At 49.6% G+C, this 13,737-nt stretch carries 9 protein-coding genes; 6 read left to right on the forward strand and 3 right to left on the reverse strand.

The features are described 5' to 3' along the window. Positions 1 to 7: 7 nt before the first annotated feature. From odhB to ACNA05_RS12100, 5 genes are all read left to right on the forward strand, one after another. Positions 8 to 1,585, forward strand: a complete 1,578-nt coding sequence (odhB, locus tag ACNA05_RS12080) for a 2-oxoglutarate dehydrogenase complex dihydrolipoyllysine-residue succinyltransferase (RefSeq protein ID WP_415811754.1) — start codon at positions 8 to 10, stop codon at positions 1,583 to 1,585. Positions 1,586 to 1,680: 95 nt separating this feature from the next. Further along, entirely contained in the window at positions 1,681 to 2,115 is a 435-nt protein-coding gene (locus tag ACNA05_RS12085) for a hypothetical protein (RefSeq protein WP_415811755.1), read from the forward strand. Between the two features lie 66 nt (positions 2,116 to 2,181). After that, on the forward strand, positions 2,182 to 3,567 hold the full coding sequence (gene lpdA / locus ACNA05_RS12090; RefSeq protein ID WP_415811756.1) for a dihydrolipoyl dehydrogenase: 1,386 nt from the start codon (positions 2,182 to 2,184) through the stop codon (positions 3,565 to 3,567). 313 nt (positions 3,568 to 3,880) lie between these two features. Further along, the gene (locus ACNA05_RS12095; RefSeq protein WP_415811757.1) at positions 3,881 to 6,226 is read left to right on the forward strand and encodes a TonB-dependent receptor; all 2,346 of its coding nucleotides are present in this window, start codon (positions 3,881 to 3,883) and stop codon (positions 6,224 to 6,226) included. A 104-nt stretch (positions 6,227 to 6,330) separates the two neighbouring features. Then, on the forward strand, positions 6,331 to 6,816 hold the full coding sequence (locus ACNA05_RS12100) for a DUF302 domain-containing protein (protein WP_415811758.1): 486 nt from the start codon (positions 6,331 to 6,333) through the stop codon (positions 6,814 to 6,816). A 29-nt stretch (positions 6,817 to 6,845) separates the two neighbouring features. On the opposite strand, the gene scpA is transcribed toward ACNA05_RS12100, so the two are convergent. After that, positions 6,846 to 8,984 (reverse strand): methylmalonyl-CoA mutase, encoded by a 2,139-nt coding sequence (gene scpA / locus ACNA05_RS12105; protein ID WP_415811759.1) that lies wholly within the window; start codon positions 8,982 to 8,984, stop codon positions 6,846 to 6,848. After that, positions 8,981 to 10,270 carry a methylmalonyl-CoA mutase family protein gene (locus ACNA05_RS12110; protein ID WP_415811760.1) on the reverse strand — a complete coding sequence of 430 codons (1,290 nt, stop codon included), beginning with the start codon at positions 10,268 to 10,270 and terminating at the stop codon, positions 8,981 to 8,983. Before ACNA05_RS12110 ends, scpA begins: the two co-directional genes overlap by 4 nt. Positions 10,271 to 10,470: 200 nt before the next feature. Between ACNA05_RS12110 and ACNA05_RS12115 the strand changes: the two genes are divergently transcribed. Further along, positions 10,471 to 11,253: a ferredoxin--NADP reductase gene (locus ACNA05_RS12115; protein WP_415811761.1), complete on the forward strand. Its 783-nt coding sequence runs from the start codon at positions 10,471 to 10,473 to the stop codon at positions 11,251 to 11,253. Positions 11,254 to 11,286: 33 nt separating this feature from the next. On the opposite strand, the gene ACNA05_RS12120 is transcribed toward ACNA05_RS12115, so the two are convergent. After that, entirely contained in the window at positions 11,287 to 13,680 is a 2,394-nt protein-coding gene (locus ACNA05_RS12120) for an LPS-assembly protein LptD (protein WP_415811762.1), read from the reverse strand. Positions 13,681 to 13,737: the final 57 nt, after the last annotated feature.

A 13,737-nucleotide genomic window follows, 5' to 3' on the forward strand; every position in this document is an offset into this window, starting at 1 on the left:
GAAAATTATGACAGATATTAAAATTCCAAATGTCGGCGAAAGTGTTTCGGAAGTCACAATTGCAAGCTGGATGAAAAAAGCCGGTGACAGCGTCAAGAAGGACGAAGCGATTGTAGAGCTAGAGACGGACAAAGCGTCTCAAGAGATTGTTTCGCCTGAAGACGGCGTACTGGAAGAAATTCTGGTCGCAGAGGGCGATGTCGCTGAAATTGGGAAAGTGATTGCCAAACTGGGTTCCGGCTCCGGAAAGACATCTTCCAAAGAGACTAAGGACGCCAACAAAGGTGACGCGGAAACAAAATCTCAAACTGAGGAACCGTCTTCTGATGAAGCCGCCGACGCAGGTTCTGCCCTTGATATTGATGTGCCAAATGTAGGCGAATCTGTTTCAGAAGTGACGATCGCGTCCTGGATGAAACAGGTGGGCGACACTGTTGAAAAAGACGAACCTATTGTCGAGCTTGAAACCGACAAAGCCGCTCAGGAACTCGTCGCGCCTCGCTCCGGCATTATCGTCGAGCATTTGGTCGCTGAAGGAGATACGGCGAAAGTCGGCCAAACGATTGCCCGCCTCGGCGAGAGCAATTCCGCGCCTGCCAAAGGCAAGCCTGACGCGCCTTCTAAGGGGGATGAAGGCGGCGCGGTTGGCGGAACGCCGTCTGTAAATAAAGACTCTGGATCATCAGACGCCGTTGCCATGCCATCCGCTGCTCGCATCCTCAAAGAGAGCGGGATCGATGCCGCTGACGTTGAGGGCACAGGCAAGGACGGCCGTATTACCAAAGCGGATGCGCTGAAAGCAAAAGATAATCCGCCGGTGAAAAAATCTTCTTCTGATAAATCGGATTCGGCGCCTAAAACGCCGTCCGCGCCGCGTGAACTTGGCGCTCGTGAAGAGCGTGTTCGCATGTCCCGCCTCCGCCAAACAATTGCCCGTCGGTTGAAAGACGCGCAAAACACTGCGGCCATGCTCACCACCTATAACGAAGCGGATATGAGCCATATCATGGCCATGCGATCCGATTATAAAGAACTGTTTTTGAAGAAACACGGCATCAAGCTCGGCTTTATGAGCTTCTTCGTCAAAGCTTGCGTTCAGGCGTTGAAAGACGTCCCGAGCGTCAACGCCGAAATTGACGGCACAGATATCATTTATAAAAACTATTATGATATCTCGATTGCGGTCGGCACGGATAAAGGCCTTGTTGTGCCTGTGTTGCGCGATTGCGACGAGCTGTCGCTTGGCGGCATTGAAAAAGGCATTGGCAAATTGGGCGAAAAAGCCCGCGATGGGCAACTGTCTATGGATGATATGTCCGGCGGCACCTTTACGATCTCTAATGGCGGCGTCTATGGCTCGCTGATGAGCTCACCCATTCTCAACCCGCCGCAGTCCGGCATACTTGGCATGCACAAGATTGAAAAACGCCCTGTTGTGGTAGATGACCAGATCGTTATCCGCCCGATGATGTATCTTGCTCTGTCTTATGATCACCGTATTGTGGATGGGAAAGAAGCTGTGACTTTCCTTGTTCGGGTAAAAGAATGTCTGGAAGACCCGGAGAGACTTCTTCTTGATTTGTAAAAAAAGGCCGCTTTGCGCGGCCTTTTTTATTGGAGATCTCTAAGATTGCGAAAATCCGAAATTTATGCTACTTTAAATAAAAACGAGGGGGATTTATGACAACTGTAGTGAAAACGCCTATCTGGTTCTGGCTGCTAGGCATTGTCTTTCTCGTATGGAACCTCTTTGGGGTGATGAATTATTTATCTGGCGTTATGGCAACGCCGGAAGGCCTTGCGACGCAAGGTTATACCGAAGATCAGATAGCCTTTCTACTAGACGCCCCCTCGTATTATATGACGATATTTGCTTTAGCCGTTTGGCCTGGATTGATTGGCGCTATTCTATTCCTACTTCGAAAATCTTGGGCGACGAAAGTATTTCTTTTCAGTTTGGTTTTCATTCTTTTGTCTTTGATCATAGATTTTATTGGAGGAACATTCGCCGTTCTCGGCGGGGCCTATCTCGGCATTATGATCTTCGTCACAATTATGGGTTTCGTGCAATATTTTGTCTCCAGAAACTTAGCGAGCAAAGGTATATTGCACTAAGCCTGATTGACCTCAAAGCTTCGCGCGCCTAAGTCTCTGACACTAGATTTAAGCGCGGAGTTTTCCATGTCAGAGAAATATGATGTCATTATAATTGGCGGCGGGCCAGGCGGATATAATTGCGCCATTCGCGCCGGACAGCTTGGCTTGAAAGTGGCCTGCATCGAAAGTCGGAAGACACTCGGCGGGACGTGCCTGAACGTGGGTTGTATTCCATCTAAATCTCTTCTCCATGCCACGGCTTTATACGAAACCGCGCAGAAAGACTTCCCTGCTATGGGCATGAAAGCCACGGTTGAAGCTGATGTTCCGGCGATGATTGAAGCGAAGAATAAGATTGTCGGCGGCCTAACCCAAGGCATCGAATACCTGTTCAAAAAGAACAATGTGGAACATATTAAAGGTTTTGGTAAAATAGTGGGCGAGGGCAAAGTCGACGTCGATGGCAAAGTCTATGAGACTAAAAACATTGTTATCGCCACGGGGTCGGAGGTGGCAACTCTTCCAAATGTCGAAATAGATGAGAAGCAGATTGTCTCTTCAACGGGCGCGCTCGACCTGCAGGAAACACCGAAAAAAATGATCGTTATTGGCGGCGGTGTCATCGGTCTTGAGCTCGGTTCAGTCTGGCGCCGACTGGGCGCAGAAGTGACCGTCATCGAGTTTCTTGATGTAATACTGCCGGGATCTGACTCAGAATTGCAAAAACAGGCATTACGCACGTTCAAAAAACAAAAAATGAAATTTGAGCTCGGTCGGAAGGTGACAAAAGTCACAAAGTCAAAATCAGGTTTGAAAGTCGAAACGGAAGCTTCTGACGGCGGGAAAGCCAAGAGCTTCGATGCCGACGTCGTTCTGGTGTCTATCGGTCGCCGTCCCTTTACTAAAGGATTGGGTCTGGAAACTCTGGATATCAAAACGGACAAACGCGGCTTCGTCGAAACGGACGGTCACAAAACTTCAGCCAAAAATGTTTGGGCCATTGGAGACTGCACAACAGGTCCAATGCTAGCACACAAAGCGGAAGAAGAATCCGTTGCCGTGGCGGAACTCATTGCAGGCAAAGCTGGGCATGTGAATTACGACGTAATTCCAGGCGTTGTTTATACGCATCCGGAAATTGCCACGGTCGGAAAAACCGAAGAAGAGCTGAAAGAAGCCGGTATTCCCTATAAAAAAGGTAAATTCCCTTTCACAGCCAACTCACGCGCGCGCTGTAATCATGAGACGGACGGATTTGCTAAGGTACTCGCCCATGCTGAAACAGACGAAATTCTTGGCGCTCATATTATTGGGCCATTGGCGGGAGATATGATCCACGAAGTCTGTGTAGCGATGGAATTCAAAGCAGCATCAGAAGACCTTGCTCGAACCTGCCATGCCCACCCAACAGTCTCCGAAGCCGTTCGGCAGGCAGCTATGGATATCGAAGGCTGGGCGATGCAAATGTAGTCTTTGCGGGATGACAGCTGAGCTCAACTTTAAAAATCTTTCTCATCCCGTCTCGAGCCGTCGGGATGAGGTTTATTATCCCTGACAACGTCTCCTAATAAATAACATTTTATTCATATTTGAATGCCCTTCATGCTTCAAGGGGTAGGACACCCGTTGCCAAATTGCCACATATGCTCTGTAAACTTAGTAAAGCGGCGATTTTTTGCTCGCAAGAGCCGTTCAAATGCGCATAGGTAAAGTGAAGTGACGTTAATAAACGCGCTTCCAATATAAAAAATAATAAAAATACAAATCAAATCGGGAAGAAATTATGAACAAGCAAGCCGCTTTATCTGCAAGCCTGTCTGCAATCGCGATCTCATTATTCATGAGCGAGTCTGTTCTCGCTCAGGAGAGACAATCTGCAATTGACGCTTTAACAGACGAAATCGTTGTAACGGCAACAAAAAAATCTGACGCTGAAAATGCACAGGATGTGCCGATTTCTATTACTGCTTTTAGTAGTGGAAGCTTAGAGGCCTTGAAAGTCCGAACGCTTGAAGATTTGACTTTCTCCGCTCCCAACGTTTCTCTCGACGATGTGGGTACGTCCCGCGGCGGTGCGAACTTTTCTATCCGCGGACTCGGTGTGAACTCATCTATTCCGTCAATTGACCCGACCGTAGGTGTATTTGTGGATGGCGTTTATCTGGGTACCAATACCGGAGTGGTATTTGATGTCTTCGACCTCGACAGTGTGGAAGTTTTGCGCGGACCGCAGGGTATTCTTTTTGGCCGGAACACAACAGGGGGGGCGATATTGCTCAATACCGGTAACCCCACGGACGAGCTTGAGTATAAAGCACGTTTCGCTGTGGAAGGTCCCGTCGATGAAGGGCGCGGCGGAATCAATACCTTTGCGCAAGGTGTCGTGTCTGGCCCATTGGTTAAAGATAAGCTCAACGGTAAAATTGCCGCCTATTACAACAATGATGATGGGTATTTCAAAAACCTAGCAACAGGTAACAATTTCGGCAAAGCGGAAACATATATTTTGCGCGGTGCATTGGAATTTATGGCCTCTGACAATATTCGGTTCCTAGCCAAAGGTGAATATTTTGACAGTGACGGCCAAGGCCCAGCCGGCCAGAACCGCGGTCTTTTCGAACGGGATTCATTTGATTTTTCTATCGACAATGAAGGTGATTATAAGTCCGAAGCACTATCCGGAACTTTGAAGACGGAAATTGATGTCGCCTTTGGTAACGGACAGATTACGAATATTTTCGGCTATCGGGACACCGAAGGGTCTACGAACGGAGATATCGACTCCACACCGTTAAACCTATTCCATTCCACAACGGAATATGCCCAGGATCAAATTTCAAACGAACTCCGATATAACGGAACGTTTGGAAAAATTGATCTCACGACTGGTGTTTTCTACTTTGATCAAGATGTCGCTTATACTGAGACACGCGAATTACAACGCGCTCTAACGCCTACGCCGCTCCCGATTTTTTACGGTGGTGGTTATCAAGAGCATTCCGTCTTAGGTGTGTTTGGCGCGATTGATTACAGCGTGACTGACAAACTGAAAGTGCTTCTGGGTATCCGCTATTCCGAAGAAGAAAAAGATGCTGGGATTACATATATCCAGGCCAGAACTCCGTGCAGCGTTGTAGATAAAACCTGCCCGGTCTCAGGCGTCAATATGGACGTCCCCGCCCCCTTGGGCGGAGGCCTGAATAATGGCTTCACCGATAGCGATAAATGGACAAACTGGTCTCCGAAAGTCGGTTTCCAGTATACTCCGAGCGATAACTCGCAGTTTTTTGGTAACTGGACCCGTGGCTATCGTTCCGGCGGATATAACTTCCGGATTACAGCCCCGGCTCCATTCGAGGCAATTTTCCCGCCGGGATCAGATCGGGCAACAGACGAAGAGAAAGTCGATTCTTATGAATTGGGCACCAAAATCGACTTTGCAGATCGACGAGCTCAAATTAATGCATCTGTCTTCCTGACAGATATCTCGGATATGCAGCGTGAGCTCAATTTGTCTGACCCGGTAACCGGTGTTTTGCAGACGATTGTCAACACGGCTGACGCGACGGTAAAAGGTCTTGAGGTAGAAGGGCGCCTGAAAGCGACCGACAATATCCTTTTTACAGGTAATATTGGCTTGCTCGATGGGGATTATGACTCCGTCCTATTCGATATTTCAGGTGATGGCGTGGTCGATGACGCCGATCTGGCGCTGGATATTCCGCGTGTTTCACCGATTACTTTCGGGGCCGGCGTCATTCATGACCTAGATTTAGGAACGTCGGGCGGCCTAACAACCCGCGTGAATTTCCAACGTCGTGACGAATTCGCCTATACAGATACGAACTTTGGTTGGATCCAAGCGGCGGATATTTTGGATGCGAATATTACATGGGATACACCCGTCCAAGGCGTGTCGCTTTCCTTATACGGTAAAAACCTTCTGGATGAAGTTCAGGCCGGCAATGACACACAACTTCCCTTTGGCGGAAATATAGCTCCCTTACTTGGACAACCAAGCCTCGCAAATGGTGTAAACCGCCCATATGATCGATTCCCAGCTGTGGGCACGCTTTCGCCGTTGAAAAAAGGTCGCTTAATTGGTCTGGAGCTAACCATTCGCGGTTAGGCCGAGCCACAGTTACAAAATCAAGCCCCGCTTCGGCGGGGTTTTTTACTGGGAACAGAATAGAGAGGGAGGGGTAATTTTAGCAGGATCTGTACAGAGGCTTTATGAAATACTTATATACCACACTTTGTCTCGCCGCTCTGGTTTCCGCGTGCTCGCCTTCTGATACGGCGCAGCAGACGAATTTAGCGGCTGCTTCAACTAATATCATGACAACAAATGCGTCATTTGACACCGTAGAGACAAATCTACGCCAAGCTTTGCAAAAGCGAAATTTAAAATTGTTTACTGTTGTAGATCACGGCGAAGGCGCCAAGTCTGTTGGTATGGATATTGGCCAGTCCAAACTGTTTATCTTCGGCAATCCAAAATCAGGCACCCCGTTAATGATGGAAAGTCGTGAAATGGGATTAGAGCTTCCGATGAAAATTTTGGTCTTTGAGAATAAGCAAGGAGAAATTGGGTTGCGCCGCACCGATATAAAGGCCTTGTCGGATGAATATAGTTTGACGGATCAAGCCGAGCGCATCCAGAAGATCGACATGACTCTGAGCGCCATTTCAGAAGAGGCGGTTTCAGGCTCGCAATAAATGTGAAGGACCCTAATGTTTTCTTAGGTTTAGCTTCCCTGACTCACGCGTCTGTTCACAACCTCCAACACTTCGAGAATGGCCTCAGGGATATTTGTCCCCGGAGGAAAGACCGCTTTCGCGCCCATTTTCTTCAACGTGTCGACATCTTCGGGTGGGATAACGCCGCCGACAATTATCATAATGTCCTTGCGGTTTTGAGCGCTGAGCGCGTCTCGCAGTTTTGGAACGAGACTTAAATGCCCAGCCGCCAAAGAGCTTGCGGCGATAACATCGACATCTGATTCTATGCCTAACTCCGCCGCTTCTTCAGGCGTTTGGAAAAGCGGACCAATAACAACTTCAAACCCCATATCGGAAAAGGCCGTCGCGACAACCTTTTGGCCGCGATCATGCCCGTCTTGCCCCATTTTGGCGATGAGGATTTTAGGTTTGCGGCCTTCAAGTTCTGTGAAAGCGTCAATCCTGGACTTAGCATCTTTAAAAGAGGGGTTGCTCTCATCAAAGGACGATGAATAGACGCCTGTAACGCCGGCAGGCTTAGCGTCAAATCGGCCATAGACTTTCTCTAGCGCCGAGGACATTTCCCCAACTGTTGCCTTTTTGCGGGCTGCATCAATGGCGAGTTCCAAAAGATTGCCTTTGCCGCTACCTGCCGCTTGTGTCAGGGCGTCGAGCGCTTCCATCGTGGCCTCTGTATCACGCTCAGCTTTTAATTTATTCAAGCGGGCAATCTGTCCCTTACGGACTGTATCGTTGTCGACTTTCAAAATCGGAATGTCGTCTTTCTCATCAGAAAGGTATTTATTGACGCCGACGACAGTTTGCGCGCCGCTGTCAATGCGGGCCTGAGTTCGGGCTGCGGATTCTTCGATGCGGAGTTTTGGAATTCCGGCCTCAATCGCGGCCGCCATGCCGCCCAGCTCTTCGACTTCGCGGATATGACCCAAGGCTTTTTGAGCCAAATCATGAGTCAACTTTTCGACATAATAACTTCCGCCCCAAGGGTCGATCTGGCGCGTATGTCCGCCTTCAGTCTGGAGGAAAATTTGGGTGTTTCGGGCGATTCGAGCCGAGAAATCCGTCGGCAAGGCCAGAGCCTCATCCAGAGAATTTGTATGAAGGCTTTGCGTTCCTCCGTCTACTGCGGCCATGGCCTCAATGGCGGTGCGCCCGACATTGTTAAATACGTCTTGCGCGGTCAAAGACCAGCCAGAAGTCTGGCAGTGGGTGCGGAGCATTGTCGATTTCGGATTCTCCGGTCCGAAGGGACTTATCAATTGTGCCCAGAGAAGGCGCGCGGCCCGCATCTTGGCCACTTCCATGAAATAATTCATCCCGATCGCCCAGAAAAAAGACAGGCGCGGGGCAAATCGGTCAATTTTCATTCCGGCATCTAGACCCGTGCGAACATATTCTAAACCATCTGCAAGCGTATAACCCAGCTCAATATCGGCGGAGGCTCCTGCCTCCTGCATGTGATAGCCGGAAATTGAGATGGAGTTGAATCTCGGCATATGGGTTGAGGTGTGGGAAAAGATGTCTCCAATAATCCGCATGCTTGGTTTGGGCGGATAAATGTATGTGTTCCGCACCATAAATTCTTTCAGAATATCATTCTGGATTGTGCCGGAGAGCTGCTCCTGCTTGACGCCTTGTTCTTCAGCGGCAGCAACATAAAGCGCCAAAACAGGCAATACCGCGCCGTTCATAGTCATGGAGACGGACATTTTATCAAGCGGGATTTGATCGAACAAAACCCGCATGTCGTAAAGACTGTCAATCGCGACGCCTGCCATGCCGACATCGCCCGGCACGCGCGGGTGATCGGAATCATATCCTCGATGGGTGGCCAGGTCGAAAGCGACAGAGAGGCCTTTTTGTCCGGCGGCCAGATTGCGGCGGTAAAAGGCGTTAGAGTCTTCGGCGGTAGAAAACCCGGCATATTGACGGATCGTCCATGGCCGCTGAACATACATGGTAGGGTAGGGGCCCCGAATATAAGGCTCCGACCCCGGCATAGTGTCCAGATTTTGCAATCCTTCAATGTCACGCTCAGAATAATGCGGCTGAACCGCAATACCTTCAGGAGACATCCAGTCTTTGCCGCTGCTAGGCTTTGAGAAGGTGTGGCCTAAATCAATTTTAGTGAAATCGGGATAAGTCATTTGGCGGCCTCCCGTAATTTTGCCGGTTTTGTTTCTTCGGCGCGGTGTAAAGTGACGCCCAGAATAGGGTCGTTTTTTGTGTCGCGGTCGGATTTTGCCGCCGCGATAGACTTTTGAAGAGCCCCCGAAGCAATGACACCTTCAATGCCGCCCCCGGTTTCTATCGCCTGAAATTCTGTCCAAGCGGCTTCTGCAATTTTTTGCGTGAGAGCTTCGTGGAAATAACTGCCATGGGCCGCATCATTGACCTGTCCGAGGTGGCTTTCTTCCATCATCATCAATTGCATATTGCGCGCAATTCGGTAGCCGAATGGGGTGGCTAAGCGGGGGCTATCGGAGGGTGCGTCTGTAAAGGGGCGTAACGTGATATAATCGGCGCCGCCGCAAACCGCCCCAAAACCGGAGGCCATAACACGGAGTAGGTTCGTCCAAGGATCAATGCTTTGCATCATGCGAAGACTTGAAACGCTATGAATAGGGATGTCTGTGCTTACGCCAAAACTTTCCGCAATGCGTGTTATAATTTTCCGGGCTGCCCTGACTTTGGCAATCCCGAGGTGACCGTCACGATCTGCGGCGAGACGAACTGAAAGTTTCGTCTTCGGGCCGTATTGACGCCAATAGTGAGCGGCGCTGGCCGCCATCACGCTGAGTTCTTGAGCCTCTGTTCCGCCTTGATCGTGAATGGCGGCGGCATTTACACAAAGCGCTGTCCAGTTGTCGGGCAAGCCGTCCAATAGGTCATCGAGGGAAAAGGATTCTGAAGCGTCGCCAGACAGAAGCAGGCTAATGGGATCTAAGCCCAAATCCACAACCGACTCAGCAAGCGGTCGATGGGATTTGATAAGCTGCGCTGTTTCGATAGGGGCCGACGTGATATTAAATCGGAGAGGCACAAGGTTGATCCAAACCCCTTCTAGCAGGCGTTTTAAATCAGCCCGGCTTGTCAGTTTAAGGGCGTCAGTTGAGAGCGTAATATCCAATGCGCTCGCGCCGCCTTTCAGATCCGCTAGAACTTGCTTGTTGGCAAATCGAATATCCGGATCCCGGGCGGGTGTGCACATGTGCCAAGGGCGCTCATCTAAGAGCGGTGTTTTGAGGCGTGATTGCGGGGTCAGGGTTTCCGGTAGGTCTTTAGCGCTAAAAAATGGCCCGCGCTCCAAATCATCATCAGTTTGCCGGAGGAGGCTCTCGAAACCGGCGTCCTTCAGCCCCTTTTTCACTTGCTCCGCCCACTCATCGCGGGAAGGCGTTTCAAATTTGTTCGTTAAAGCAATATCAGTCATAAAAATCTTATATTAGTGGACAGTCAGTCTTTATGGTTTGAGGACGCGCAAGGCCAGTGTGGAACTGTGATAAAGCCTTAAAATGCAAAATTATACTCGTTCTTTATATAGGACAATTGTTTGCTGTATAGAATGTTGCCTTTCGGCGCCACCCCGCCTATATGGCGGCTAGAACACCACACACACGTTTTGGAAGATGTATGTCAAACGCCCCAACAGAAGAAACTGTCATTGATGTCGAACATTATACAGATCGTCTTTTTAGCTTCAATATCTCGCGCCCGAAATCTTTCCGGTTTCGTTCTGGTGAGTTTATTATGATTGGCTTGCCGGCTTTGCCTGATCAAAAACGGCCTATCATGCGGGCTTACTCAGTCGCATCCCCCAGCTGGGATGAAAGCCTGGAGTTTTTTTCTATTAAGGTGCCGGACGGCCCCCTTACTTCGCGCCTTCAAAAGATTAAAAAAGGCGATACGGTCCTTCTCGGGCGCAAGCCAGTAGGAACTTTGGTGCTGGATGCGCTTCTCCCGGGAAAGCGGTTGTACATGTTCTCAACAGGTACAGGTATTGCGCCCTTTGCTTCGCTTATCCGCGATCCAGAAACCTATGAACGCTATGATCAGGTTATTCTGACACATACCTGTCGCCAGAAGGCGGAGCTCTCCTATGGGCTGCGTCTTGTTGAAAGTTTGAAAGATGATCCGCTCGTCGGTGAAATGATCGGGGATAAGCTTTTACATCTGACATCACTTACCCGCGAGGACTATCCCTTGAAAGGCCGCATCACAACTTTGATAGAATCAGGTGATTTATTTACGAATGCCGGCGTTCCGCCGCTCAATCCTGAAGAGGACCGTGTTATGATTTGCGGCTCAAAAGACATGATCGATGATACCGCAAAGTTGGTTGAAGGCTTCGGTCTGAAAGAAGGGTCAAACTCTCAACCGGCTGAATTTGTCGTCGAAAAATCTTTTGTAGGTTGAGAGGGGGCGGCAAAGAAGTCCGTCTTTCTTAGCCTAGTTTCCGCTATCTCCGAGCGTCAATAATGCAATCCGAATCCCAAAACCAGAGGAGTCGCGAATGGCGTCATTGCTCAGGTTCTCTTTGGTGTAAGTCAGCTCAATGAGCGTACAATCATCCTGATAGGTTAAAGATAAGCTTTGACGGCGAAGATTATTACTGTCGATATCATAAAACCCTTTATATCTCGCTCTCCATTTGTCTGCGATCTTAACCCCCAGAGCGCCGGAGACTTCTTCTGACGGGGCATTATTTATCGCTAGTAAGGGATTGCTTTCGGAATCAATCCGATAATATCGCGTCGATAGATCAAACCTTTTGTCTCGGTAACGAAGTGATGAATCAATTCGTCTGAAACTGGAGGAGTCTTCGTCGTAGCGAACACGTGTTTTGGTTGTGAAGCGGTTTCCTAGATCCAGTACAAATAAGCCAACTAAGTCAGAATTATCGGCTAGCAGGCCAGAATTTGCTTCAAACTCGGTATTCCTGTCTGTTGTATAGCTCTGACCAAGAAATAGATGAGCACGGCTTGAGTTCCAATTGGCGCTTACAGAGGCTCCGACATCAGCGCGAAGTCCGTCCTCCCAAAGATCATAGCCAGCGGCCTTGTTAGACTGCCAAAACAGGGCTTGATCCAAGTCTATATCCGTACCGTCTTGAGCCAAGTCGACTTCAAACCCGCCTTGGTCAATAACCGTAAATTGATCCAACTTAGCGTCGCCAAAATTCTGCGTCACTTGCACCCGGGGCTCAAGGATCCAGGTCACGTCGCCACCGGAGCGAATAAAGGGATAACGGGCGTCAACGCCGACCTGTCCTAAAGTCCTGCTGAAGTCAGTTTTAGAGCCACCCTCGGGTTCAATTTCGTAATAGTCTAAACGGGCATTGGCAAAGGGTTGAACTTCAATTCCCCCTGGCGCAATCCAAGTGCGGGAATAGTCCAGGCCCAGTGTGCCGCGGCCATAATCAGTTCCCTCCTGGCGTGTAAGCCAAGTCGTATCGCCGAACAGCTTTAAGCGGCCATCCAGAACAGGGTCGGAAAAATATTTTTGGAGTTCGATCTTGGGCGCAATGATTGGGAGTGCGTCATCATTGTCTTCAAAGACGCGGAGCTGATCGTTTCCTAATTCCACAATGCGGGTGCGAAGGTCTTGAAAACCGACCGTTGAGACGCTGAGCCGTGTATTGTCATCTTGACCAACAAGATATGCCTGCGAGGTATTGCGGCGGCTCTCGGAATCGTAAACTCCACGCGTGCCGGGCTGCTCGTTCAAGTCGTAGCGGTTTAAATAATTGTCATCAGTCGCGAGCTGAACACCGAAACCATATGTCCAGAAATCCGTCGGTTCAAAATAACCGTCGGCATAAATGTGCGACCGAAGGCGTTTACCAATTGGAGCTGTGCTAGGATCGAAAAATCTGTTCGGATCGTCTAAAGCATTGCCATCTCGATCAAAGATGCTGCCATAGGTGAAACTGCCTTCGACATCGATACGCCCTGTATTAAATAGTCGGGCGAATTGGTATTCCATCAAAGGGTTTACCTTAGAGAAAATGCGCGGCGTAAAAGTGGCCTCTGTGTGATCGTCAATGGCCCAATAATAAGGGGCCTCCAGGGTAAAGCCCTTGTCGCTGGCCAGCCCAATAAAAGGGGTCAGTAGTCCGCTGGCGCGTTCCGCACTTGGGTCTGGATGGGCAAGATAGGGGGTGTAGAGAACAGGGACACCCAAAAGTTCCAAGACCGCATCGTTATAGCGTATAGTTCGCGTATCTTTGTCCTGACGAACCCGTTTGGCCCTTAATCTCCATGAGGGAGTTTCCACGTCACCATCTGCGGCCCGACAGAGTTCGCAGGCAGTATAATAGGCGTTATAAAATTCGAATTCTTCTTGGGTGTTGCGATTTACAAAACGCGCTCCGACAACGCCGCCGCCTTCGATCCGGCCCGTATAATTTGTCGCTGTACCCGCTTCCAATTCATCAGACAGCTCTAGCTTGTCGGCATATTGTGTAGACCCTGTCGCGTCGATTAGAACCACATTACCATTGGCGACAATTTCGCCTGTATTTAAATCATACACGACTGTCTCGGCGCGAAGTGTTCGGTCCTGATACCGTCCTTCAACCTCTCCAGAAATGGTAAGGATATTTGCTTTTTCGTCATTCGTTAGGCTGTTGGCTTCTAAATAAATCAGATTTGGATCCCGGTAAGGACTATCAGGAGCAAGTTGCAGGGGGCGGCTCGTCCCGGCGGCCGTTTCTGGGGCGCCAATTTGGGCATAGGCTGGCGCGGCAACGGCCCCAGCGAAACAAAATGCCAAAGCGCAAATGCTGCTTTTCAAGGGGAGCGTCGCCCGCAAACGGGAGGTATATGGCAGTTGGTGTGTCATCTATCCCCTGATAATCCCGTACACTTTAATACAAAGAAAGGGCAATGAGTATGCCTT

Origin of the sequence: Litorimonas haliclonae, assembly GCF_965138505.1 — a bacterium.
Classification (GTDB): Bacteria; Pseudomonadota; Alphaproteobacteria; order Caulobacterales; family Maricaulaceae; genus Litorimonas; species Litorimonas haliclonae.

Bases quoted from the DNA above. Each gene is read 5' to 3' on its own strand.
- odhB (WP_415811754.1), top strand. From the start codon at position 8: ATGACAGATATTAAAATTCCAAATGTCGGCGAAAGTGTTTCGGAAGTC.
- ACNA05_RS12085 (WP_415811755.1), top strand. From the start codon at position 1,681: ATGACAACTGTAGTGAAAACGCCTATCTGGTTCTGGCTGCTAGGCATT.
- lpdA (WP_415811756.1), top strand. From the start codon at position 2,182: ATGTCAGAGAAATATGATGTCATTATAATTGGCGGCGGGCCAGGCGGA.
- ACNA05_RS12095 (WP_415811757.1), top strand. From the start codon at position 3,881: ATGAACAAGCAAGCCGCTTTATCTGCAAGCCTGTCTGCAATCGCGATC.
- ACNA05_RS12100 (WP_415811758.1), top strand. From the start codon at position 6,331: ATGAAATACTTATATACCACACTTTGTCTCGCCGCTCTGGTTTCCGCG.
- scpA (WP_415811759.1), bottom strand. From the start codon at position 8,984: ATGACTTATCCCGATTTCACTAAAATTGATTTAGGCCACACCTTCTCA.
- ACNA05_RS12110 (WP_415811760.1), bottom strand. From the start codon at position 10,270: ATGACTGATATTGCTTTAACGAACAAATTTGAAACGCCTTCCCGCGAT.
- ACNA05_RS12115 (WP_415811761.1), top strand. From the start codon at position 10,471: ATGTCAAACGCCCCAACAGAAGAAACTGTCATTGATGTCGAACATTAT.
- ACNA05_RS12120 (WP_415811762.1), bottom strand. From the start codon at position 13,680: ATGACACACCAACTGCCATATACCTCCCGTTTGCGGGCGACGCTCCCC.